Source organism: Actinokineospora auranticolor (genome assembly GCF_002934265.1).
In the GTDB taxonomy this organism is placed as follows: Bacteria; Actinomycetota; Actinomycetes; order Mycobacteriales; family Pseudonocardiaceae; genus Actinokineospora; species Actinokineospora auranticolor.
On sequence record NZ_PTIX01000014.1, the window covers coordinates 65,746 to 88,563 of the forward strand.

The 22,818-nt window shown below is 71.4% G+C and carries 17 protein-coding genes and 1 pseudogene; 7 read left to right on the plus strand and 11 right to left on the minus strand.

Features of this window, described 5'->3' with window-relative positions; genetic code table 11:
• Positions 1-94 precede the first annotated feature (94 nt).
• Positions 95-1,219: an FkbM family methyltransferase gene (locus CLV40_RS23530; RefSeq protein WP_181043684.1), complete on the minus strand. Its 1,125-nt coding sequence runs from the start codon at positions 1,217-1,219 to the stop codon at positions 95-97.
• A gap of 377 nt (positions 1,220-1,596) precedes the next feature.
• On the opposite strand from CLV40_RS23530, the gene CLV40_RS23535 reads away from it, so the two are divergent.
• On the plus strand, positions 1,597-3,021 hold the full coding sequence (locus CLV40_RS23535; protein ID WP_245931512.1) for a peptide ligase PGM1-related protein: 1,425 nt from the start codon (positions 1,597-1,599) through the stop codon (positions 3,019-3,021).
• Positions 3,022-3,099: 78 nt separating this feature from the next.
• Here the strand turns inward: CLV40_RS23535 and CLV40_RS23540 are convergent, their stop codons facing one another.
• Positions 3,100-4,665 (minus strand): alpha/beta hydrolase, encoded by a 1,566-nt coding sequence (locus CLV40_RS23540; RefSeq protein ID WP_104481159.1) that lies wholly within the window; start codon positions 4,663-4,665, stop codon positions 3,100-3,102.
• A gap of 160 nt (positions 4,666-4,825) precedes the next feature.
• Here CLV40_RS23540 and CLV40_RS23545 point away from each other — a divergent pair, with 160 nt between their 5' ends.
• The 3 genes from CLV40_RS23545 (at position 4,826) to CLV40_RS23555 (ending at position 9,501) form a co-directional block, all read left to right on the plus strand.
• A complete protein-coding gene (locus tag CLV40_RS23545; protein WP_104481160.1) occupies positions 4,826-5,212 on the plus strand; it encodes a YchJ family protein in 387 nt (128 codons plus the stop codon).
• A 2-nt stretch (positions 5,213-5,214) separates the two neighbouring features.
• The gene (locus CLV40_RS23550) at positions 5,215-6,099 is read left to right on the plus strand and encodes a GNAT family N-acetyltransferase (RefSeq protein ID WP_104481161.1); all 885 of its coding nucleotides are present in this window, start codon (positions 5,215-5,217) and stop codon (positions 6,097-6,099) included.
• 1,953 nt (positions 6,100-8,052) lie between these two features.
• The gene (locus tag CLV40_RS23555; protein ID WP_104481162.1) at positions 8,053-9,501 is read left to right on the plus strand and encodes a GMC family oxidoreductase; all 1,449 of its coding nucleotides are present in this window, start codon (positions 8,053-8,055) and stop codon (positions 9,499-9,501) included.
• 293 nt (positions 9,502-9,794) lie between these two features.
• Here the strand turns inward: CLV40_RS23555 and CLV40_RS23560 are convergent, their stop codons facing one another.
• Positions 9,795-10,583 (minus strand): molybdenum cofactor biosynthesis F family protein, encoded by a 789-nt coding sequence (locus CLV40_RS23560; protein ID WP_104481163.1) that lies wholly within the window; start codon positions 10,581-10,583, stop codon positions 9,795-9,797.
• A 143-nt stretch (positions 10,584-10,726) separates the two neighbouring features.
• On the opposite strand from CLV40_RS23560, the gene CLV40_RS23565 reads away from it, so the two are divergent.
• Positions 10,727-11,437: an SDR family NAD(P)-dependent oxidoreductase gene (locus tag CLV40_RS23565; RefSeq protein ID WP_104481164.1), complete on the plus strand. Its 711-nt coding sequence runs from the start codon at positions 10,727-10,729 to the stop codon at positions 11,435-11,437.
• A 63-nt stretch (positions 11,438-11,500) separates the two neighbouring features.
• Here CLV40_RS23565 and CLV40_RS23570 read toward each other — a convergent pair whose 3' ends face one another.
• From CLV40_RS23570 to CLV40_RS23600, 7 genes are all read right to left on the minus strand, one after another.
• Entirely contained in the window at positions 11,501-12,193 is a 693-nt protein-coding gene (locus CLV40_RS23570; protein ID WP_104481165.1) for an ABC transporter ATP-binding protein, read from the minus strand.
• Positions 12,190-13,911: a branched-chain amino acid ABC transporter ATP-binding protein/permease gene (locus CLV40_RS23575; RefSeq protein WP_104481166.1), complete on the minus strand. Its 1,722-nt coding sequence runs from the start codon at positions 13,909-13,911 to the stop codon at positions 12,190-12,192. The genes CLV40_RS23570 and CLV40_RS23575 overlap by 4 nt, the downstream gene beginning before the upstream one ends.
• The gene (locus CLV40_RS23580) at positions 13,898-14,758 is read right to left on the minus strand and encodes a branched-chain amino acid ABC transporter permease (protein ID WP_104481167.1); all 861 of its coding nucleotides are present in this window, start codon (positions 14,756-14,758) and stop codon (positions 13,898-13,900) included. Before CLV40_RS23580 ends, CLV40_RS23575 begins: the two co-directional genes overlap by 14 nt.
• A gap of 43 nt (positions 14,759-14,801) precedes the next feature.
• Positions 14,802-15,995, minus strand: a complete 1,194-nt coding sequence (locus tag CLV40_RS23585) for an ABC transporter substrate-binding protein (RefSeq protein WP_104481168.1) — start codon at positions 15,993-15,995, stop codon at positions 14,802-14,804.
• Positions 15,996-16,274: 279 nt separating this feature from the next.
• Positions 16,275-16,661 carry a nuclear transport factor 2 family protein gene (locus CLV40_RS23590; protein WP_104481169.1) on the minus strand — a complete coding sequence of 129 codons (387 nt, stop codon included), beginning with the start codon at positions 16,659-16,661 and terminating at the stop codon, positions 16,275-16,277.
• A 31-nt stretch (positions 16,662-16,692) separates the two neighbouring features.
• Complete coding sequence (locus CLV40_RS23595; RefSeq protein WP_104481170.1) at positions 16,693-17,460, minus strand: MoaF C-terminal domain-containing protein; 768 nt, start codon at positions 17,458-17,460, stop codon at positions 16,693-16,695.
• Between the two features lie 84 nt (positions 17,461-17,544).
• Complete coding sequence (locus CLV40_RS23600) at positions 17,545-18,039, minus strand: hypothetical protein (RefSeq protein ID WP_104481171.1); 495 nt, start codon at positions 18,037-18,039, stop codon at positions 17,545-17,547.
• Between the two features lie 103 nt (positions 18,040-18,142).
• Between CLV40_RS23600 and CLV40_RS23605 the strand changes: the two genes are divergently transcribed.
• Positions 18,143-18,904 (plus strand): methyltransferase domain-containing protein, encoded by a 762-nt coding sequence (locus CLV40_RS23605; RefSeq protein ID WP_104481172.1) that lies wholly within the window; start codon positions 18,143-18,145, stop codon positions 18,902-18,904.
• A 45-nt stretch (positions 18,905-18,949) separates the two neighbouring features.
• Positions 18,950-21,598 (plus strand): SpoIIE family protein phosphatase, encoded by a 2,649-nt coding sequence (locus tag CLV40_RS23610; RefSeq protein WP_104481173.1) that lies wholly within the window; start codon positions 18,950-18,952, stop codon positions 21,596-21,598.
• A 135-nt stretch (positions 21,599-21,733) separates the two neighbouring features.
• Here CLV40_RS23610 and CLV40_RS39765 read toward each other — a convergent pair.
• Positions 21,734-22,807, minus strand: a pseudogene (locus CLV40_RS39765) (MFS transporter); the annotation flags it as partial.
• Positions 22,808-22,818 lie beyond the last annotated feature (11 nt).

Genomic DNA, 22,818 nt, shown 5'->3' on the forward strand with positions numbered 1-22,818 from the left:
CGGTGCGTCCACGCCGACAAGCGACCACAAGGAGGGTGGTCGGCGTCGCAGGTCAAGGGAAAGCGACTGCTTGCCATCGATTCCCGGTGAGCGGTCAGGACTTGGCGCGGGCCTCGACCGCGGCGGCCAGGTCGCTGAAGCGCGGGGTGGTGAGCACGGTCCGGGTCTCCAACGCGTCCACGCCCAGCCGCGCGCGGACCCGCGTGGCCAGCCGGGCGGCGGTCATCGAGTCGCCGCCCAGCGCGAAGAAGTCGGCGTCGGGGCGGACGGCGGTGGTGCCGAAGAGGTCGGCCCACACCTCGGCGAGCACCACCGACGCGTCCGTCACCACGCACAGGCCGACCGGCGGGAGGTCCGCCAGGTCGCGCACCAGCTCGACCCGCCGCAGCCCGAACGCCTCGGCCAGGCAGCCCGCCGTCGGCCAGAGCGGCGGCGGTACGCGCGGGGCCTGCGCGCGCGGGCGTCTGCACGCGTAGACGACGTGCCGGGAACCGGTCACCGGGCCGCGCTCGCTGGTCGCCGTGAAACCCCGTCCCCGCAACAGCTCCAGCGCGGCGGCGGGCTGGCCGCGCGCGTCGTCGACGGCGACCGCGACCTGGTCGATGAGCGACCAGGTGGTCTCGTCCACGCCGCCGAACACCTCCCACCCGGCGCCGTCCACCTTGAGCAGGTCGACCCGGCGGCCCGCGACCAGCTCGGGGATCGTCGGCACCGCGGGCCCGCCGGCGCGGCCCACGGCGGCGGCGACCACGGTGACATCCACCGAGTGCAGCTCGGCGTTCACCTCGATCGCCCGCACTGCGGCCGGTGCCGGTTCCACCGCGGTGATGTGGGCGCCGGGGCTGTGCGCGGCGGCCAAGAGGGTGAACAGGCCCGTGCCCGCGCCGACGTCCACCACCACCGCGTCGTCCGGCAACGCCACGCCGTGGCGCAGGTACGCGTTGTCCGCCCACACTTCCCGGTAGGCCGCGTTGGTCCGGGCGCGGTCGGTGCCCGCCACCAGCAGGTCCGTCGACGGCTCGTGCCAGGCCAGGCCGTCGGGCAGGTCGGTGGTGACCGCGTGGTGCAGCAGCGGGGCGGTGAACTCGTCGGGCACCACGTAGGCCGTGCGGTCGCGGACGACCGCGGTCGCCACCGCCTGGTGGGCCAGGACCGCGCGGAGCAGCGCGGCCGGGGTGTCCACTGTGGTCACGTCGGGGCGGCGCCGGTCCTCGCTCACGCGACCGCTCCCGGGCGGTCGACCCGCGGCGGCGCGTCTCGACTCGGCACGGGCCTCCTCCGGTTCGTCGCGCCGCCCCCGGGACATGGTTCGACCACCGTGGGACCGGCACGGCGGAATCCTTGCGGGGAGCGGGGTTCGGCTGGATCCGCGGCCGCCGGAACGGGGTCGGGCGGCGTCCTGCCATGGTGCAATGGGGGTCGCTCTCCGTCAACCGCTGATCGCACTACGTCTTGGGAGCGCTCGCGGATCGCCTGTGCGAAAGGAGCCGTGGACCCATGCTGGACCAAGTACGGGACCCGCAGACCACCCGACCGGGGCACCGGGGTGTGCCGGATCCGTTCCGACGGGCCGGATCGCCACGCAGCGTGGTCGTGGTGCCCAGTCTGACCCTCGACAGCGCCGGATTGGCCAAGCTGCCCGGCGCGAACCACTACGAGGAGCGGATGCTGTTCCTGCTCCAGAGCCTGCGCGACCCGGGCACCGAGGTAACCTACGTGACCAGCGCGGGTTTCGCCCCCGAGGTGGTCGACTACGCGCTGGACCTGGTGCCCGCGCTGCCCCGCGGCCACGCCCGCAGGCGCCTGACGATGCTCGACTGCGCCAGCCGCGAACCCGTCCCGCTCACCGCGAAGCTGCTGCGCCGCCCGGACCTGCTCGACCGGGTCCGCGCGGCCATCCCTGATCCCCGCGATGCGGTCCTGGTGGCGTACAACGGATCTCCGCTGGAACGCACGCTGGCGGAGACAATCGGCATACCGCTGTACGCGCCCGATCCGGACCACTCGTTCCTGGGCAGCAAAACCGGCGCGCGGCGGCTGTTCGCCGAGGCGGGTGTCCCGGTGGTGGAGGGCTTCGACGGCTTGCGCGACACCGCCGACGTGGTCGCGGCGCTGGCCGAGCTGCGCGCCCGCGACAGCACGCTCGGCGGTGCGATCGTCAAGCTCAACGAGAGTTTCGGCGCGGGCGGCAACGTGCTGTTCTCCTACGCGGGCGCGCCCCCTACCGGGCTGGCGGACTGGGTGCGGCGGGAGTTGCCGGTGCGGGCGGTGTACGTGGCGCCACCGGACACCTGGGAGAACTACAGCGCCAAGCTGGACACCATGGGCGGCGTGGTGGAGCGGTTCGTGCAAGCCGACGAGATCACGTCCCCGTCCGCCCAGGTCATGCTCTCCCCGGACGGCACGGCCCGGGTGGTGTCCACGCACGACCAACTGCTTGAAGGAGACCCGAAGCAGATCTTCGTGGGCTGCGTCTTCCCGTCCAATCCCGCCTACCGCCTACCGATCCAAACCATGGCACTACGCGTGGCCCACGCCTTGGCGGCGCGAGGGGTGGTCGGCATCGCGAGCGTGGACTTCGTGTCCGCGCGCACGGGGAACCAGTGGCGCCACTACGCGTTGGAGATCAACCTGCGGATGGGAGGGGGTACGGCACCGTATTTCCTGTTGCACGGGCTGGTGGAGGGCGAGTACGACCCAGCCACCGCCGCGTACTACGACACCGCAGGCGCCGAGCGGTGCTACTTCGCGTCGGATCGGGTGTATCGCACGGAGTACCAGGTGTTGTCGCCGACGGATGTCATTGACACGTTGGTGGACAACGGACTCCACTACCGCACCGGAACGCGCACCGGCGCGGTCGCCTACATGCTCGGTGCTCTGGAAATAGGCCGCTTTGGCATCGTAGTGGTGGACGAGACGACGACGGCGGCTGAGGTCAAGTACCGCAAGATGTTGACCGCCATCAACAACCGGGCCCGTGCCAAGTCGACCATACCAGTCCAAATCGGACGCGCGTGAGCGTAGTGGGACTTCCGCGTCGACGGATCGAGGAAGCCCCGGCCGCCGGTGGGCGGCCGGGGCTCCCCGGGTTCGGGGTCAGCCGAACAGCGGGCCGGTCTTGCAGGTGGCCGTGGGGAGGGCGCGGTCGATCAGGTAGCGGTCATACGCCTGGAGGGCGCACGGCTCGCCGAGGGCGCCGTGACCGTAGGTGTCCACGGTCAGCAGTCGCGAGTTGGGCATCAGGCGGTTGAGCGCCTTCGCCCCGCTGATCGGGGTCGCCGGGTCGTGGGTGTTGCCCACGACGAGGATCGGCGCGGCGGTCCAGACCTGCCAGGGACCGCGGAAGGCCGCCTGGTTGGTGATCGGCCAGTCCCGGCAGGCGGAGCCGTCCCACGTCCAGAGCGCGCCGTAGCCGGGCGCGGTGCGCTCGGCCCACGCGGCGGTGCGCTGGACCGCGCCCCGGTCGCGCGGGTTCGCGCTGTCCGAGCACGCCACACCCAGGTAGGGCAGGTTGGTGATCGGGTCGGTGGTGGGGCCGCTGCCCGTCGGGGACGGCGGCTGCTCCTGCGTCCACGGCGGTGGCGGCGGGACCGGGGTCCCCTTCTCCACCGCGCGCATGGCCCGGTAGACGTAGTCCACCAGCTCCATGATCCGCGGGTACGCCTCCCGCGTCTTGGACAGGTCCGCCAGCAGCTGCACCGCGGACTGGTACGTGACCGTCTCCGCCGGCAGCTCCAACGGACCCCGCTTGAGCCGCGCCATGACCGCGTCGTACTTGGCGCGGACCGACCCGGCCGCCGGGCACTTGGCCTTGCCCGCGCGGTCGCACTCGGCCAGCGCGCTGGTGATCGCCTCCCGGGTGCCGTCGCCCGAGCCGATCCGGCCGGTGAACAGGTACCCCCGCTCCGCGCCCTCGCCGGTGGACCAGGCCACCGGGTCGAGCACGCCGTCGACGATGATCGACCGGACCCGGTCCGGGTACATGGCCGCGTAGGTCGCGCCCATGTAGGAGCCGTACGACACGCCGTAGAAGTTCAGCTTGTCGTCGCCGACCGCGCGGCGCATCAGCTCCAGGTCGCGCACGGTGTCCGCGGTGGACATGTGCGCGAGGATCGGGTCGCCGCGCTCGGCGCACAGCGCGCGGACGTGGTCGTCGTAGGCCAGGCGGGCCCGGGTCTGCTCGGCGCCGACCGGGAACGCCTCCTCGGGCGTCGCGGGCGGGGCCGGGTCGCCGGGCTGGGCCGCGCACCTGACCGGCGCGCTGCCGCAGCCCTCGGTGACGCAGTTCTTCTCGCCCGCGATGCCCCTCGGGTCCACCCCGACGATGTCGTAGCGGGCCCGCACCCGGGCGCCGAAGGCGCTCGCGACGTCCAGCGTGAAGTCGGCGGCCGACCCGCCGGGGCCGCCGTTGTCGACGAACAACGTGCCGATCTTGTGCCGGGGGTCGTCCGCCGGGCGCTTGGTCGCCCGCAGGGTGATCTTCGGACCGCGCGGGTCGGCGTGGTCCAGCGGCACCGGCACGGCCGCGCACAGCAGTTCCCGGTCGGTCGGACAGGGGCGCCAGTCGAGCCTCGGCAGGCGGTCCCCCGCGGCGGCGACCCCGGGCACGGTCCCCGCCGCCAACGCGGCCACCGCGACAGCGGCCACGGTTCTTCTCACCATGTCATCCCCTTCTCGCCCCGGTCGTCGGGGCGCGCCACCACTGTCGCGAAGGAGGACCGCCCACCGACTCACACCGTGGGCTACACCTGAGATCATCCCGTGGAGGTATTGCCGCACGTCCATAGTGGACAAGTTGGGCACCGGCCGCCGATCGTGGAAAATGCCCACCGTGTCCAACCAGTGCCCGTGCGGAACAACCACCCCCTACGACGCCTGCTGCGGCCCCGCCCACGCGGGCACCCCGGCCCCCACCGCGGAGGCCCTGATGCGCTCCCGGTACGCGGCCTTCGCCCTCGGCGATGTCGACTACCTGCTGCGCACCTGGCACCCGACCACCCGCCCCGAGACGCTCACCCTGGACCCGGCGCAGCGGTGGACGTCCCTGACGATCGTCACGACCACCGGTGGCGGCTTCCTGCACACCAAGGGCACGGTGGAGTTCACCGCTCACTACACCCACGAGGGCCGCCCCGGCACCCTCCACGAGGTGAGCCGGTTCGTCCGCGAGTCCGGCCGGTGGCTCTACGTGACCGGGGAGGTCTCCTGACGGTGCACCCGATCACCGGCCCCGAGGAGGTCCCCCTCTTCTGCCGACCGCCGTACGTCCTCAACGACGAGGTCGCGGACGACCTGGCGGCTGGCCGCCGCCGACCGGAACGGCTGTGGGTCGCCCTCCGGGACGACCGGCTGGTGGCCAGGGTCGGCTGGTGGGGGCGCGCGGGGGAGGACGCGCCGTTCCTGCTGGACATCTTCGACACCGAGGACGTGGTGGTCGGCGAGCACCTGCTGCGCACGGCCATGGCGTCGGCGGCCCCGGCCCGGCCGCACTACCTCCGCACCGTCACGGCCGAATGGCGAACGGACCCCGCGACGACCCGGTGCGTGGCGGCGCTGGAGCGGACCGGGGCCTGGTTGCTGGCGGAACGTGTGCGGTTCGAGTGGCGTCCCGGTACCCCGGTGCCCCCGTCCAGCGGTCGCCTGGTGTTCCGGTCGGTGCGGGACACGGGGGAGATCCTGGACCTGATGACCAGGGCCCTGGACGGCACCCTGGACGCCCACAGCCTCGACGACCTGACCCGCCTACCGCCCCGCGCGGCGGCGACCCGCCACTTCGACGACGAACTGGCCCGCTTCCACAGCCCACGCTCGTGGTGGCGGGTGGCGACGTTGCCCGGTGGTGAGCCGGTCGGGTTCATCACGCCGGGGCGCAATGATTACAACGCGGTGATCGGGTATCCGGCTGTGCTTCCTGAGCACCGGGGGAACGGGTACATCAACGACCTCCTGGCGGAGGCGACGCGGATCCTTGCGGCACAGGGGGTTCCGCGCATCCGAGCCGCCACGGACCTCGACAACACCCCGATGGCCGCCGCCTTCACCAGAGCCGGCTACCTCGACGTCGAACGCACGATCGTGATGGCTTGGTCCAAGTAGGACTTCGGCGGCCGGGGAGTCGACTTCGAGGTGCTCGTGGTCGGAGTCCAGCAGGACGGGACGTCGGCGAACCACTCGCCGTCATCGAGGTCTCAGCGCAGCCAGGCGTGGCGTGGGCGGGGCTGTGCGCGGCGGCGATCGCGGGCTGGCCGTTGAGCCGCTGGGGCTCGTGCCCCGGTGCGAGACGTGGGCAAGACATCTCCGCCTGACCTCGATCCCGTGAGTGGCGAGTTCCGGGGCCGCCCCGGGCATGTGGTTGCGCGCGTCGCCGGTCGCCGGGTTGGCGATCTCGAAGGCGGCCATGCCCATCTGGCGCGGCAAGCCACTCTGACGGTCGCCTCGTCCTTGGCGTTCGTGGAGCTGTGAGGCGCCGGGTTTGGTGGGTGTGCTTTGGCGGGGTTGGTAAGCGTGAGTTGTGTGGCGAGAAGCACTGGCTGGGGTTGAGCGGCCCGACAGTGGAGTTGGCCGGGCACGGGTGGTGAAGAGTGACGTGCGTAGTCGGGTGAAGGGTTTGGCGGGCGGTGTCTGGCGGTGGTTCGGATGGGTGTCGCGGGGTGGGGTGAGCGGGCTGGTCGCAGGGGCGGGTGGGGTTGGGGCGTTGGTCGTTCGTCGGTGTGGGGGGATGTCTCTTTTGAGTAGCTGGGGAAACGAGCGCGGGGCGGCGTAGCGAGGTTGTGGTGGGGCTGGGTCGGGTGGGCCGGGTTTGGTGGCTGTGCTTTGGCGGGGTAGGTACGCGTGAGTTGTGTGGTGGTTGGGCGGTCGACGGTGAGGTCGGCCGGGCACGGTTGGTGAAGGGCGATGTGCACAGTCGGGTGAAGGCCTGGAGGGTGGTGCCTGGCGGGATTGGGCGTTGGCCGTTCGTCGGCATTGGGATACCTCGGTTGAGTGACTGGGTGGGCATGAAGGCGGGACTGCGCAACGAGGTGGCGGTGAGGGCTGGGTCGGGTGGGATGGATTCGGTGGGCGGTGGGGGTGAGCCGGGTTGGTGGCTGTGCTTTGGCGGGTCAGTACGCCTGAGTTGTGTGGCGGGACACGGGCTGGGGTGGGGCGGCTGTCGGTGGGGTCGGCCGGGCACGGTTGGTGAAGGGCGACGTGCGTAGTCGGGTGATGGGCTTGGCGGGCGGTGCCTGGTTGTGGTCCGGGCGGGTGTCGCGGGGTGGGGTGAGCGGGCTGGGCGCAGGGGCGGGTGGGGTTGGGTATTGGTCGTTCAACGGTGTTGGGAGATACCTCTGTTGAGTGGCTGGGGACCGAGGGCGCGACGGCGTAGCGAGGTCGTGGTGGGGGCTGGGCCGGGTTTGGTGGGTGTGCCTTGGCGGGGCAAGTAGGCGTGAGTCGTGTGGTGGGTGGGCGGCTGATGGTGGGGTCGGTTGGGCACGGTTGGTGAAGGGCGACGTGCGTAGTCGGGTGTTGGGCTTGGCGGGCGGTGCCTGGTGATGGTTCGGGCAGGTGTCGCGGGGTGGGGTGAGCGGGCTGGGCGCAGGGGCGGGCGGGATTGGGGTGCTGGTCGTTCGTCGGTGTTGGGGATGCCTCGGTTGAGTGGCTGGGGGAACGAGCGCGGGATGGCGTAGCGAGGTCGTGGTGGGGCTGGGGCGGGTGGGTCGGGCTTGGTGGGTGTGCGTTGGCGGGGCAAGTACGTGTGAGTCGTGTGGTGGCGGGGCGGCTGACGGTGGGGTCGGCCGGGCACGGGTGGTGAAGGGCAATGTGCGTAGTCGGTGGAGGATTTGGCGGATGGCGTAACGAGGTCGTGGTGGGGGCTGAGCCGGGCGAGCCGGATTCGGTGGGTGGTGGGGTTCCGGGGTGACCTCGATTCGGTGAGATGTGCTGGGCTGGGGTGCCGTTGGTTGACCGGCGCGGCACTGTCGTTGTCGGTCAGTGAAGGAATCGGCCGGTGGGGGAGGCCGATGGGCCGTGGTGGGGTCAAGCTGTGGCCAAGCACACGGGAAGGCAGGGCGTATGGACGTCATCGTGGTCGGAGCGGGCTCGGCTGGCTCGGTCGTGGCGCGTCGGCTGGTGGACGCGGGGGCGCGGGTCACCTTGCTGGAGGCGGGCGGTCCCGACACCAACCCGGCCATCCACGACCCCTCGCGCGCGGGGGAGCTGTGGCACGGCCCCGAGGACTGGGACCACTACACCGTCCCCCAGCCGCACGCCGGGAACCGGCGGTTGCACCTGCCGCGTGGCAAGGTGCTTGGCGGGTCGCACTCGCTCAACGCGATGATCTGGGTGCGTGGGGCGGCGCAGGACTATGACGGGTGGGGGCAGCCCGGGTGGGCCTGGCAGGACGTGCTGCCGGTCTACGAACGCATCGAGAAGGATCTCCTTCCGGTTGTCGCCAACGAACCCCTGCACCCCATCCAGCAGTCCATGCTGGACGCGGCCGAGCAGATCGGCATCGAGTTCAACCCCGACTACAACGCCGGGTCCCTCGACGGCATCTCGATCGAGCAGATCACCGCCCGCGACGGGCAGCGGGTCAACACCTGGATCGCCTACGGCAGGCCGATCCTGGGGGCCGACAACTTCACCGTCCACACCGGAGCCCTGGTGCACCGCCTGCTCCTCGACGGCACCCGCGCGGTCGGTGTGCTCGTCGAGATCGACGGTGAGCTCCAGGAACTGCGCGCCGACCAGGTCGTGCTCGCCGCGGGTGCGCTGGCCTCACCCGCCATCCTGCTGCGCAGCGGCATCGGCCCAGCCGACGAGCTGCGCGCGGCGGGCATCGAGGTCGTCGCCGACGTCCCGGGTGTCGGCCGCAACCTCCACGACCACCTGCTGGCGCCGGTCATCTACGCCACCGACCGCCGGGAGGTGGAGCCGCCGAGCGCCGGGCGCTCGGTGACCCAGACGCACCTGTTCTGGCGCAGCCGCCCCGACCTGGACGTGCCCGACACCCAGCCCATCCACTTCAGCGTGCCGATGTACCAGCCGGGGATGTCCGGGCCGGCCACCGGCTTCTCGCTCATGGCGGGCATCGTGACCCCGCGCAGCCGCGGCAGCCTGCGGGTCACCAGCGCCGACCCGCGCGACGAGCCGCTGATCGACCTGGCCGCCCTGGAGCACCCCGACGACTTCGCCAGCCTCGTCGCGTCGGTGGAGCAGTGCAGGCGCCTCGGCGCCGCGCCCGCGCTGGCCGAGGAGTGGGGCGCCCGGGAGATCTACCCGGAGCCCGGTGCCGACGTCGAGGACTACGTGCGGCGCAACGCGATCACCTACCACCACCAGGTCGGCACCTGCAAGATGGGCACGGACGCCGAGTCGGTCGTCGGGCCCGATCTGCTCGCCCACGGGCTGACCGGTCTTCGGATCGCCGACGCGTCGATCATGCCCACCGTGCCGACGGGCAACACCAACGCCCCGGCGGTGCTGATCGGCGAGCTGGCCGCGAACTTCATCCTGGCGTGACCGCCGGTGCCGGGCGGTACGCGAGTGCCGCCCGGCACCGGGACGGGTGACAAGGTCGACAAGGGCAACGACGGGGACAACGGGGACGACATCGTGGTTCTCCTGGCATTCGATGGGGCGAGTCCGGATTTCGGATGAGTGCCGTTGGGGATTTCCGGGGCACAAATCCAGGTTGTCGGCTCGGACCAGGCCTGTTCAGGGAATACACCCGATCGTGGATAACGTCGCGAAAATGACCTAAATGCAAAGAAGGCTCTTAGCCCCGCAGGGCTAAGAGCCTTCTTTCGACCCTCTTACAGAGCCGGGTCATACTCCTCAGGGTGCACGGTGTTGCTCAGCAGCCGCCCGAAGGCGCCAAAGGTGAAGTGGGTCGAGCCGGTGCCCGCCTCGTCCAGGCCGAACAGCACGCCGTGCGAGCGGAGCCGGTGGATGTCGCGGTGGTCGGCGACGGTCACCGAGGCGCAGTCGATGACCTTCTCGCGCCAGGTGAAGACGTAGATGCCCGGGCGCAGCTGCCACACCGAGTTCTCGTCCGTGTCGGCCAGGCCCTTCTCCGGACCGGCCAGGCACTGCCAGGTGTACCAGTGCGGGCTCAGGTACACGTGCTCGTACGCGTGCACCTCGCTGTACACCCACATCGCCCGGCGGCCGATGAGCGCCCGGGTCGGCGCGGCGGCCTCGCCGGAGACGTCGGAGCCCCGCAGCGTGGCGGTCTCGAACCGCTGGGTCACCCGCGGCGTGCCCGCCTCGTTGATGGTCGTGGTGACCAGCAGGGCCCGGCCCGCGCGCAGGTCCAGGAACAGCGACACGGCGTCCTTCGGCCGCGCCGAGGGGTGGAACTGGGTGTAGTACAGGTCCTCGTCCACCAGGAAGGTCTCGCACTGGTCGACGCCGCCGTCCCACTCGACGCGGGTCCCGCTGAACTTGGCGGTCAGCAGCGGCCCGTCCGGCCCCTCCAGGACGACCTCGCGCCCGTGCAGGTCCCCCACGGTCGGCGCCTTGTTCGCGTCGAACCCCGGGGCGAGGCCGTCGAGCGGCAGCCAGGTCGAGGTGTCCGAAAGAGTCGATGTGGTCTCGGTCATCGGCAGTCCTTCCATGCGCTTGTCGGCCAGTCTTGGCCTCTCGGGGGCCGGGCGGAACGCCCGCCCGGCCGTTGTGCGGCACCGGTCAAAGACGGTGCGTTGCACGCCAACCCGCCCCGTACCACGAGCCCCAGGATGGCAGCATGCGGTTGCAACTGACGGGTAAGAAAGTGCTGGTCACCGGGGGTGCGTCGGGGATCGGCCTGGCCTGCGCCCTGGCGTTCCTCGACGAGGGCGCGGACGTGGCGGTGATCGACCGCGCCCAGGGTCCCAAAGGGGCTTTCGGCGTCCGGGCGGACGTCACCGACGATTCCCAGCTCTCCACCGCGGTCACGAAGGCGGTAGGACATTTGGGTGGCCTGGACGTCGTAGTGGGCTGTGCGGGCATTTCAGGCCCCGTAGGAACCCCTCTGGTGGATACGCCCGCCGACGCCATCGCGGCCGTCTTGGCGGTAAACGTGACCGGGCAGCTCTTGCTCGCCAAGCACACATATCCGCATATGGCAGATGGCGGCGCGTATGTGCTCTTGGCCAGCGACTCGGCTTTCGTGTCCGCACCGGGCATGGTCCCCTACTGCGCTTCCAAGGGCGCCGTGGTCTCCCTGACCAAGGCGCTCGCGGTCGAGTTCACCCGCGCGCGGGTGAACTGCGTCTGCCCCTCCATTGTGGACACCCCCATGGCCCGCGCCGACCTCGGTGACGCCGCGATAGACGAGGCGGACTTTCCGGTGCAGACAGCCGACGAGGTGGCCCAGCAGGTGCTCTTCCTCGCGTCCGCGCGCTCCCGGGCCATCAACGGCCAGGCCGTGCTCGCCGACTTCGGCTACTCAGCCCGCTCGGGCTTCCCCGCGTAGGGGACCCCGGACACAGCTCGGCCCGCCACCCTCTGACCAGGGTGACGGGCCGAGGTGCGGCGGCTATTCGCCCAGATAAGCCGAGTGCAGGGTTTCCGGCGCGTCCAGCAACTCCTTGGCGGTGCCCTGGAAGGTCACCCGCCCCGACGACACCACCAGGGCGTCCTGCGAGACACCGAGCGCCAGGTGGGTGAACTGCTCCACCAGCAGGATGGCGGCGCCCTCCTCGGCGAAGCGGGTCACCATCGGCAGCAGCCGCGTGAACACCACCGGCGCCAGGCCCAGCGACATCTCGTCGATCAGCAGGTACCGCGGCCGGGCCGCGAAAGCCCGCGCCAGCACCACCATCTGCTGCTCGCCACCGCTGAGCAGCGCGGTGGGGGAGTTGCGCCGCTTCTCCAACTCGGGGAACAGCGCCAGCACCTCCTCCACCCGCGGCCACGTGCGCGCGGTGAGCTTGAGGTTCTCCACCACGGTCAGACCCGGGAAGACGGCCCGACCCTGCTCGATGTGGGCCAACCCCAGCTTCGCCCGCGCCACGCGGGACTGCTTGGTGATGTCGGTCCCGTCGATGCTGACCGACCCGGAGGCGGCGGGCACGACACCGGAGATGGATTCCAGGAGGCTGGTCTTACCGGCGCCGTTGGGCCCGACCAGCGCCGTGATGCGCCCGGGTTCCAAGGTGAACGCGACGTCGCGGATCACCGGACCGGCGCCCCGGGTGACCGTCACGTCCTGTACGCGCAGCCCGCTCACAGCATCTCCGTTTCGCCCATGTAGGCCTTGAGGACCGCGGGGTTGGCCAGCACCTCGGCCTGCGGGCCGCTGGCCAGCACCTGGCCGAAGTCCAGCACCGTGATCCGGTCGCACACCGAGCGGACCAGGTCCAGGTCGTGCTCGATGAGCAGCACCGACACGCCGAAGCGGGCCGGGACCTGGCGCAGCCGGGCGCCGAAGGCCACGTGCTCCTCGTGCGGCAGACCGGCGGCGGGCTCGTCGAGCAGCAGCACCTTCGGCTTGGCCAGCAGGTGCCCCACGACCTCGACCAGCCGCCGCGCGCCCACGTCGACGCTGCGCAGCGGGGTCCGCGCGGGCGGGCAGCCGAAGAACTCCAGCGCCTCGTCGATCTCGGCGGAGGTCAGCCGCCGCCGCGCCACGAACCGCACGTACGAGCCGACCGTCAGCCCGGACGGCACGCGGTCCTGCTGGAACGTGCGCCGCAACCCGGCGCGCGCCCGCTTGGTGGGCGACTGGCCGTTGAGCGACCGCCCGTCCAGCTCCACGGACCCGGTGGCCTGCGGGAGGAATCCGGTGAGGATGTCCACCAGCGTCGACTTGCCCGCGCCGTTGGGGCCGATCACACCCAGAACGCCGTTGGACGGTACTTCCAGGTCCACATGCGACAGTGCCTTGACCTCGCCGAAGCTGACGCTGAGGTCCCGCACCACGAGCACCGGTTCACCGGGCGGCAGCACCTCGACGTCGTCGACGGCGGAGGTCAGCTCCACGCCCGCGGCCGTCTTGGACCGCTTGCGCACCAACTCGCGCACCGCCACGCCCAGGTTGCCACCCGTGACCAGCGCGTGCGTGCCGAGCAGACCGAAGACCACGAAACCCCAGTCCTGCGGCACGCCCCAGCGCTTGAGCAGCTCCGGCACCGCGACCCACAGGATCGCGCCGAAGATCGCCATGTCGATCAGGTGCACGCCGGACATGACCGCCAGCACGTACAGCGCCAGCGACTGCATCGCGGTGAAGCTGGCCGGGAACGCCAACCCGACCTGGCCGGTCAGCAGGCCACCCGCGACGCCACCGAGGGCCGCGCTGACCGCGAAGGCGCTCAGCTTGGACGTGCGCACGCTCGCGCCCGCTGCGGCGGTACCGCGCTCGGAGAACGCCACCGACTGCCACCCGCTGCCCCACCTACTACGGCGCAGGAAGTGCACGAGCAGGCAGCACGCGGTCAGCACGATGATGCCGAGCAGGAAGTAGTTGCGGTCGTCGGAGAACGCGTCCGGCCGCTCGACCGAGATCCCGTCGACCGTGCCCGGGAACTGGATCTGCACCAGGGTCAGGTCGGCGGCGGCGGCCAAGCCGAGCGTGACGACCGCGAGGTTGATCCCGCGCAACCGCAGCGCGGGCAGACCCACCAGCACGCCCACCAGACCGGCGGCGACGCCGCCGCAGAGCAGCCACAGCAGGAACCCGCCGGGCGCCTCGATCCGGTTGAGCCAGGACACCACCCACGCGCCGACCGCCGCGAAAGTGAGCTGGCACAGCGACACCATGCCCGCGGAGCCGGTGACCACACCGAGCCCCAGTAGCGCGATACCGGCGACGATGGCGCTCATCCCCAGGTACACGAAGTACCCGTCGAGCCCGACGCTGAGCATGTACCCCACGAGGATCGCCGCACCCGCGACGACCAGCGGGATACCGAACCGGGTCAGCGGCCCGGCTTCACCGCGCGACATCCCACACCTCCTTGCGCTGCGACCACAGCAAGAGCCCGACGATGACGAGGAACGGCAGGAAGTAGCGGACGACCGACAGGCTGTCCACCTGTGCCACGGCACCCTGCGCCATGCCGAGCACGAGGCCGCCGATGACGGCCAGGTCGAGCCTGCGGAACCCGCCGAGCAGGGCGGCCGCCGAGGCGGGCACCACCAGCATCGCCAGGGAGGTGGCGTCGTTGGACTGCGACGGCGCCACGATCGAGATCACCAGGGTGCTCAGCAGCCCGGTCACCGCCCACACCGCCACCGCGAGCGGCTTGGCCGGGATGGCCAGCAGCTCCGCGGTGGTCGGCCGCTCGGACAGCGCCCGCAGCTCCAGACCGAAGGAGGTCTTGGTGAGCAGCGTCCGGCAGCCGACGGCGATCAGCACCGACAGCACCACCGTGACCACGGTGACCTGGCTGACCACCACACCGCCGACCGTGAACGCCGGGCCGTCGAGCACCGGGTGGAACGGTTGCGGCTTGTTGCCGAACAGGATGAACGACAGCGAGATGAGCAGCAGGAGCACGGCGACGGTGACGGCTGAGCGGGTGCCGATGTCGGCCTCCGCCAGCCAGGTGGAGATGATCCACCCGAGCAACGCGCTCAGCGCCGTGCCGAGCACGATGCCCACCACCGTCGCCGCCCACGTGGGCAGTCCCACGTGGATCGACAGCCAGACCGCGACGTAACAGCCGAACATCCCCGTCGCGGACTGGCTGAAGTTCACCACTCGCACCAGTCGCGACATGAGAGTCAGGCAGACGGCGAGCACCGCGTACAAACCACCCGCGGCCAAGCCTGCCAAAGCTCCTTGCAGCATCGAGATTTCCCCTTGCCTGCGAAGACGGGACCTACTCCGGGGACTACTTCTTCGGGATCCGCAGCCAGTCGTCGGCGGCCAGTTCCCACTTGTTGCTGCCGGTGGTCAGCTTGATCGGCCAGCCCGCGGTGTTGTCGTGGTGGGTCTTGCCCGCACCGAAGACGTAGGGCGTGCCGACCATCGGATCGGTGATGGGCTGCATCTCCTGCAGGGCCTTGGTCACCGACTCGCGGTTGATGTCGCCCTTGATGCCCTTGATGACCTGCAGGAAGTACTTCGCCGCGAGGTAACCGCCCTGGCTGAACGAGGTCAGCGGGATGTTGTTCTTGGTCATCAGCTCCCGCCACTCCTTGTTCTGCGACGCGTTGGCGTCGGTGAACGGGTAGAACTCGGCCGGGACGTAGACGCCCTTGCCCGCGTTCGTGATGGCCTTGGCGTAGTTCTCGCTGTAGACCGAGGTCAGCAGCAGCCAGGTGACGTCGTCCCAGCCCTGCGCCGCGGCGGCCTTGAGCTGGCCGATGGAGTCCGGCTCGACCGGGTTGACGGTGATGGCCTTGCAGCCCGCCGACCGCGCCTTGACGATGTAGGACGTGTAGTCCGAGCCGCCGTAGGGGACGGTGGCGTCCATGTACTTGAGCTTCTTGCCGGTGATCTTGGTCCACTCGTCGATCGCGGCCTGGTACGAGGGCAGCGTGTTGCCCGCGATCTCCAGCAGCGCGCAGATGTCGTCGAGCTTGAGCACCTCGGAGCCGTAGAGCAGGGTCAGCGTCATGTCGTGGTACGGACCGACGTTGGCCGGGGAGATGTTGGGGCTGTTGAAGCAGGCCGGGTCCACGCCGATGCCGGAGATCGACAGGATCTTCTGCTGCTCGTAGTACTTGTTGTTGATCTCGCACTCGATCAGGCTCGAGGAACCGACCAGCGCCACGGCGCTGTCCGCGCCGACGACCTCGCGGGCCGCAGCGGCCGCGGCGGCCGGGTCGCCCTTGTCGTCGAGCGCCTTGTACTGGATCTGCCTGCCGTTCACGCCACCCGCGGCGTTGGCGGCGTCGAAGACCGCCTTGGCCGCGGCCGACGACTCGGGGAAGGTCGCCGCGCCGCTGAGCGCGTTGACCGAGCCGACCACGATCGGCCCACTGCCGCCGCCGCTGCCACTGCCGCCATCGCTGTTGGCACAACCCGCGGCGACGAGCGTGACCGCGAGGGCCACCGCCGCGCTGCGCAGAATCTTTCTCATAGCGGTCCCTGTCCTGTTTCTTCGGCTGCGGTCGCTTACGCTCGCAGTACGCGGGATCTTCGAGGTGGAAGGGACCCTACGAGCGGGTGTGGCACGCGGCCTTGACTTTGCGGGCACGCGTGTTGTCTCGCCCGGCACGGGGTGCGACCTGCATCACTTGTGGATCACCCCACACGTGGCGTTCGGGGACTGTACTCCGCTCCCCGGACGCGCGAAAGGGCCGTTCCCGGGCACGAAATGCCCGGGAACGGCCCTGTGCTGAGGAAAACTCAGCCCGTACTAGTCGATTGTCGCGACAACCGGCACGGAGTCCACGATCTGCTCGAAGCTCACGCAGGTCTCGCCGTCGAACTTCCACACGTGCGCCACCCGCGCGGTGAACGAACGACCGCTCACCTTGTTCGTGGCCGCGTAGCTGCCCAGCCCCACGACGGTCTGGCCGCCGTCGACCAGCTCGGCGAGGGTGAAGGTGTAGCCGTCCCAGTCGCGGCCGATGGCCATGAAGACGTTCTCGCGCACCTCGTCGGGACCGGTGTAGGTGCCCGCGTACGGGAACCCGGCCGCCTCGGTCCAGGTCGTGGTCGGCGTGATCGGGGCGAGCATGCCGTCGAGGTCGCCGCGGTCGCTGGCCGCGTAGTGCGCGGCGACGACGTCCACAGTAGACAATGCAGTCTCCTAAGCTGGTTGTGCGAGCCGGTCAGACCGGCTGGACATCGGGGTAGGTCACCGAGCCGAGCGGGTAGACGTGCCCACCGGCGGTCGAGTGCTCGGAGTTGCCCTCGCCGTTGAGGCCGAGGAAGATCCCGGTCGTGCGCAGGGCGAGACCGAAGTCGTGCAGCCAGACGCTGGCCACCGCGATGCGGAACTCGCGGAAGCAGAACAGGTAGAGGCCCTCGTCGAACTTCCACACCGTCGACAGGTCCATGTCTCCGTGCCCGCGCTGCACGCCCTCGAGGCACTGCCACGCGTACCGCTGCGAGGACACGTACATGTGCTCGTAGAGGTGGTTGGGGCTGTAGCGGTAGAGGTTGCGCCGACCGATGAGGTCGCGGGAGGGGCCGGGGACCTCGCCGGTGGCCTCGCCGCCGTTGGTGGTGCCCGTCCAGAACGTCTGCGCGACCTGCGGCGTGCCCTCGACGCTCTCCGCGCCGATGACCGACAGCACGCCGAGCGCGCGGTGGGTCGTCGTGGAGAACACCAGGGTGAGCGCCTCGCGCTCGACGCTGGTCAGCGGGAGGTTGACGAAGTAGACGTCGTCACGCACGGCGACCGCGTCGTACGGGTCGCGGACACCGTTCACCGTGACGTGCGTGGCGTCCTCGAACCGCAGCTGCAGCATCGGCCCGTCGTCGAGGGCGACGACGAGCTCCCGGCCGGTCAGGTCGGCGTTGGGCAGGCGGTAGGTGGCGATACCCGCGGCGAACTCGTCGTAGGTGCGCCACTCGTCCTCGGGGGGAGTCGACATGCGCTCATCGTGCGAGTCCGCCGCCGGGTCGGCCAGCCGGGGGCCGGGGCCGAGCGCTGGGAGGCAACAGGTGGTCGCTGCGGGTCAACTGTCCTCGGGGGACTGACCGGGCAGCCACGACTCGGTGCGCCGGTGCCTGCCCAGGCCCACGGCGTCGAACTCGTCGACCGCCGGGTCGGTGACCACGGCGCCCAAGGCGCGCAGCGCCTGGGAGATGGGGGAGCCCGCGGCGGGCAGCGGGGCGCGCTCCGGCTTCAGCACCGGGCCCAGGGTGACCTCGCCGCCCGCCCAGACGGCCGCGTATTGCTCGCCGGAACCGCCGAAGTAGTCCGCCTCGACGTAGGCCAGCGGGCCGCGCGCCGACCAGGCGGCCAGCCGCGCGCCGAAGCCGCCAGGGGCCTGCCGGAAGCCGTCGAGGGCGGGCGCGTCGGGGTCCGCCACCGCCGCGAGGAACTCCTCGGTGGCGGGAAGCAGGAAGAGGTTCTGTCCGAGGGCCACTACGACCCCGCAGGGCACCTCGTCCGCCACCGCGCGCACGACGTGCTCCGGGCCGATAACGGCTTCCAGGATGTAGGTCACGTGGGTAGTCTTTCTCCTCCTCCGACGCCGCGAACCGGATTTCTCCCCGATATCGACACAAGATCCCCACGACCGGAACACGGACCGCTGGTGGAGTGGGTGCGTGAGCACTCTTAGCCCGGACCCTGTCGACTACCTCGACCGCACCGCGGCCAGTTCCGTGGGCCGCGCCTACAAGCGCCACCTGCTCGACCTGCTCGACCCCGGCCCGGGGGAGACCGCGCTCGACATCGGGTGCGGGCCCGGGACCGATCTGGCCGCCGTCGCCGAGCGGGTGACGCCCGCGGGCTCGGTCATCGGGGTGGACCGGGACCCGGCGATGGTCGCCGAGGCCCGGCGGCGGCACCCGGCCTGCCTGGGCGTCGACGTCCGCAAGGGGGACGCGCTCGCCCTCCCGGTCGCCGACGGCTCGGTGGACCGGGCCCGGGTAGACCGTGTCCTGCACCAGGTCACCGACCCCGCGCGGGCGCTTGCGGAGGTCCGGCGGGTGCTGCGGCCGGGCGCCGTCGCGGTGCTGGCCCAGCCCGACTACACCACCCTCACCGTCGACCCCGGTGACTGGCGGACCGTGCGGACCGTGATCGACCACGCCTGCGCCAACGCGATCACCCACCCCGACGTGGGCAGGCGGCTGCCCCGGCTGGCCCGGGCCGCCGGGCTGACCGTGGAGGAGGTCACCGCCACCGCGCCGATGTTCGACGACCTGGAGGAGGCCGACCTCGTCCTCGGTCTCACCCGCCTCACCGCCCGCGCGGTCGCCGCGGCCGCCCTCGCACCGGAGCGGGCGGGGGACTGGCTGGCGGAGTTGCGGACCGGGCCGTTCCTGGCCGTCATGACCCTGTTCGTGCTGCGCGTGCGCGCCTGAGTCCCCGGTTGTGCCCTCCCGCCCGACCGGGAAGGCTCTGGCGGCATGAGCACCACCTCCCCCGACGAGCAGGCGCGCCTGTTGGACGGCCTCCCGCTCATCCTGTGGGAGGCCGACGCGGTCACCGGCCGCGTCACCAGCGTGTCCGAGCAGGCCGAGGCGCTGCTGGGCCACCCCGCCGCGCGGTGGCTGGCCGAACCGGGCTTCTGGGTGGCGGTCGTGCACCCCGACGACCGCGCCGCCTGCCTGCGGGCGCGCGCCGCCGCCGAGGACTACGAGCTGGACTTCCGGGTGGTCACCGCCGACGGCCGGGTGCGCTGGCTGCACGACGTGGTGCACGTGGTGCGCGATGACGACGGCGCGCCGCGCAGGCTGCGCGGCGTCTCCATCGACGTCACCGCCCGGCGCGCCGCCGAGGAACGCGAGCGGTTCCTGGTCGCCCTCGAACGCGAGCTGCAGTCGCTGGAGGACGCCGAGGAGATCATGGCGGTGGCCACGCGCAGGCTCGGTGAGCACCTCGGGGCCGACCGGTGTGCCTACGCGCGCGCCGAGGCCGATGAGGACCACTTCGTGATGAGCGGCGACTACGCGTCCGGCCTGCCGTCGTTGCCCGGTCGGTTCGCGATGTCGGCGTTCGGGGCGGGCGCGGTGGCGGCCATGCGGGCGGGTGCGCCGTGGGTGGTCGCGGACAGCCTCACCGACCCGCGGTTGGCGGACCCGTGCGCCTACGAGACCACGGGCATCCGCGCGGTGGTCTGCGTACCGCTGCTCAAGTCGGGACGGTTCGTCGCGGCGATGGCCGTCCACCAGGCCACGGTGCGCCAGTGGACGCAAGACGAGGTCGATACCGTCGTGATCGTCGCGGGACGTCTATGGGAGTCCCTCCAGCGCGCGCACTCCGGTAGGGCTCTCCGGGACAGCGAACGCCGCTACCGCCTCTTGTTCGAACGCGCCACGGACGGCATCTGGATCGTCGACGACCAACTGCGCTACGTCGAGGCCAACGCCGCCGGGTGCGCCCTCTTCGGATACACGCGCGAAGAGCTGCTCGGTAGGACCGTCCACGAGTTCATCTCCCCCAACGACGCGGACAGGCTCGCGTCCATGGTGTCGAAGCTGGCCGCGGGTCACGTGGTCACCGAGGTCTGGGACATCCGGCGGGCCGACGGGGCCGTGGTCTCGTTGGAGCTGAGCATCCAGGCGACGCCGACCGGGTTGCAGGCCATCGGCCGGGACGTCACGGCGCGTCAGCGGGCCGAGGCGGAGCGCGAGCTGGTCCTGCAGCGCGAGCACGAGATCGCGGCGGCGCTGCAGCGCAGCCTGCTGCCGCGCGAGCTGCCCCGGCTCGCGCGGCTGGCCACCGCCGCCCGCTACCTGCCCGCCGCGCGCTACAGCCAGGCCGGGGGCGACTGGTACGAGGTGCTGCCGCTCACCGACACCGTCGTCGCGCTGTCGGTCGGCGACGTCGTCGGGAAGGGGCCGACGGCGGCGGCGATCATGGGTCAGCTGCGCAGCGCCCTCGCCGGGTACCTGCTCGACGGCCACACCCCGGCCGCCGCGCTGGAGCGCCTCGACGCGTTCGCCTCCCGCACCAACGGCGCGATCGGCAGCACCTGCGCCTGCCTCACCTTCGACTGGAGCACCGGCATCCTGCGGTGGGCGCTGGCCGGGCACCCGCCGCCGCTGCTGGTGGAACCCCATGGCCCGCGCTACCTCTTCGGCACTTCCGGTGCAGTCCTCGGTGTGCCAGGTCGGGCGCCCTACAGGGACAACACCGAGGTCCTTGTGCCGGGAACGTCCGCCGTGCTGTACACCGACGGACTGGTGGAACGACCGGGCAGTGTCATCGACGTCGGGTTCGCTCGCCTTGCCGAGGTAGTGCGGACCGTGGCCGGGTTAGGTCCGGACGCGTTGACCGCGCTCATCACCGACACCATGCTCGACGGCGGTCACGGCGATGATGTCGCCGTAGTAGTAGCGCGCTACATCCCGCCGCCGCTGACCTACCAGGGACTACCGGCCAACCCCGCCGAGCTTCCCGCATTGCGCGTGTCGGTCGACTCCTGGGCGGTCGCGGCCGGGCTTTCGCAGGAGCTGCGCAACGACCTGCACCTCGCCCTCGGCGAGGCCGCCGCGAACGCCGTCGAACACGCCTACCCCGACGGCGGCGGGGACTTCGACGTCGACCTCGCGCACACCGGCGAGGGCGCGGTCGAGGTCCGGGTCCGCGACCGCGGCCGGTGGCGCCCCGAACCCGAGGTCACCGGGCACCGGGGCCGCGGGCTCGGGTTGATCCGCGCGCTCGCGGACTCGGTGGCCTACGACCAGACCGACGACGGCACCACGGTCGAGTTCCGCATCGCGGGTACGGCCGGACCCCGCCCCGGATTCCCCGCAGCTGACCACGTCGAGCACCCGGTGCCCGCCCGCACCATCCGGCTCGCGGGCGCGCTCGACCTCGCGGGCGCCGCCGCGCTGCGCGAGACCCTGCTCGGCCAGGCCGCGCGGGGGGAGATCGCGGTCGACCTGACCGCGGTGGACTACCTGAGCAGTTCCGGGGTCGCGCTGCTACTGGACACCGCGTCCGCGCTGACCGGCTCCCGGCTGGTGGTCACCGTGACCGCCGGTGGGGCTCCCGAGCGCATCCTCGCGCTGTCCGGGATCGGCGAGGTCCTCGACATCCGCGTGGGCTGAGCCGCGGGACGTCCTCGCGGCCCACACCGTCGCGAGCAGCCCGAGGACCGCGTAGGTGCCGATGGACAGCGGGATGCCCGCGGGCGCTTCGGCGTTCGCCAGCGCGCCGATGACCGAGGGGTGCACGGCGCCGCCCAGCATCGAGCACAGGATCACCGCCGATGTGGCCAGCCGGGCGCGGCTGGTGCGGGTGACCAGCCAGGCCAGCACCGTGGGGATGACCGGGGCGAGACCGAGCCCGGCGACCGCGTGCCCGGCCACGGCCAGCCCCGGCACGGCGGCGAGCCCCAGACCGGCGGCCGCGACGGCGAAGCCGGTCAGGACGATCACCGCCGGTCTGCGGGCCAGGAACGGGATGATGACCCGGCCGACCGCGAGCCCGGCCCAGAACAGCGCGGTCAGCCCGGCGGCGGACTCGGCGGGGATGCCCGTCCACGTCAGGTAGGTGCTTTCCCAGGCGCCGATGGTCGTCTCCACGCCCGCGTAGAGGAACGCGATCAACGCGAACGGCAATGCGGCCAGCAATGTGGTGCGGACGCCGGTAGCGCTGTCGTCCGTCTCTTGTGCCACATCGCAACGCACCACGGGGTAGCAAAGTGCGGCCAAGAGGGCGACGATCAGGAAGAACCACCGCACGTCGAACCGGGCCACTACGGCGACGACGACCGGCCCCAGCACGGCACCGGCGCCGAACGTGGCGTTGAGCAGGTTGATCATCAGCAGGCCCCGGTCACCGCGGGCGAACGCGGCGTTGAGGTGCACGGCGAGACCGCCGTAGCCGATGCCGGTGAGCGCCACCGCGACGAGCAGCAGCGGCCAGGACGGCGCGAGACCCGCCGCGGTCAGGCCGAGGACGAAGGCGGCCAGCAGCCCGGACATGGTCGCGCGCGGCGGCAGCAGGCGGTCGGCGATACCGCACCCCGCGATGGCCACGAGCGCGCCCAGGCTGAACACGCTGACCACCGCGCCGCCGCCGGTCGGGCCGAGGTCGTAGTGGTCGCGCAGGAACGGCAGCGCCGCGCCCAACCCGGCCACCACGGCGCCGAAGGCGAGGAACGCCCCGAACGCGGCCAGTCGACGCACCCCGGCCTCCTTCCTTTTTTGTCCCACGAGTGGATAAAATCCCTGACGCCACCGTAGGTGAGGAAACCGCTTATGGAAAGACCCGCTCGCCCCACAGCCGTGTCCCGCCTCTTGCGACTGCTGCACGAAGAGGGGGA

Excerpts from the sequence above, each read along its gene's own strand:
- CLV40_RS23540 (WP_104481159.1), bottom strand. The coding sequence starts at position 4,665 with ATGGTGAGAAGAACCGTGGCCGCTGTCGCGGTGGCCGCGTTGGCGGCG.
- CLV40_RS23545 (WP_104481160.1), top strand. The coding sequence starts at position 4,826 with ATGCCCACCGTGTCCAACCAGTGCCCGTGCGGAACAACCACCCCCTAC.
- CLV40_RS23555 (WP_104481162.1), top strand. The coding sequence starts at position 8,053 with ATGGACGTCATCGTGGTCGGAGCGGGCTCGGCTGGCTCGGTCGTGGCG.
- CLV40_RS23560 (WP_104481163.1), bottom strand. The coding sequence starts at position 10,583 with ATGACCGAGACCACATCGACTCTTTCGGACACCTCGACCTGGCTGCCG.
- CLV40_RS23565 (WP_104481164.1), top strand. The coding sequence starts at position 10,727 with ATGCGGTTGCAACTGACGGGTAAGAAAGTGCTGGTCACCGGGGGTGCG.
- CLV40_RS23575 (WP_104481166.1), bottom strand. The coding sequence starts at position 13,911 with ATGTCGCGCGGTGAAGCCGGGCCGCTGACCCGGTTCGGTATCCCGCTG.
- CLV40_RS23580 (WP_104481167.1), bottom strand. The coding sequence starts at position 14,758 with ATGCTGCAAGGAGCTTTGGCAGGCTTGGCCGCGGGTGGTTTGTACGCG.
- CLV40_RS23585 (WP_104481168.1), bottom strand. The coding sequence starts at position 15,995 with ATGAGAAAGATTCTGCGCAGCGCGGCGGTGGCCCTCGCGGTCACGCTC.
- CLV40_RS23595 (WP_104481170.1), bottom strand. The coding sequence starts at position 17,460 with ATGTCGACTCCCCCCGAGGACGAGTGGCGCACCTACGACGAGTTCGCC.
- CLV40_RS23610 (WP_104481173.1), top strand. The coding sequence starts at position 18,950 with ATGAGCACCACCTCCCCCGACGAGCAGGCGCGCCTGTTGGACGGCCTC.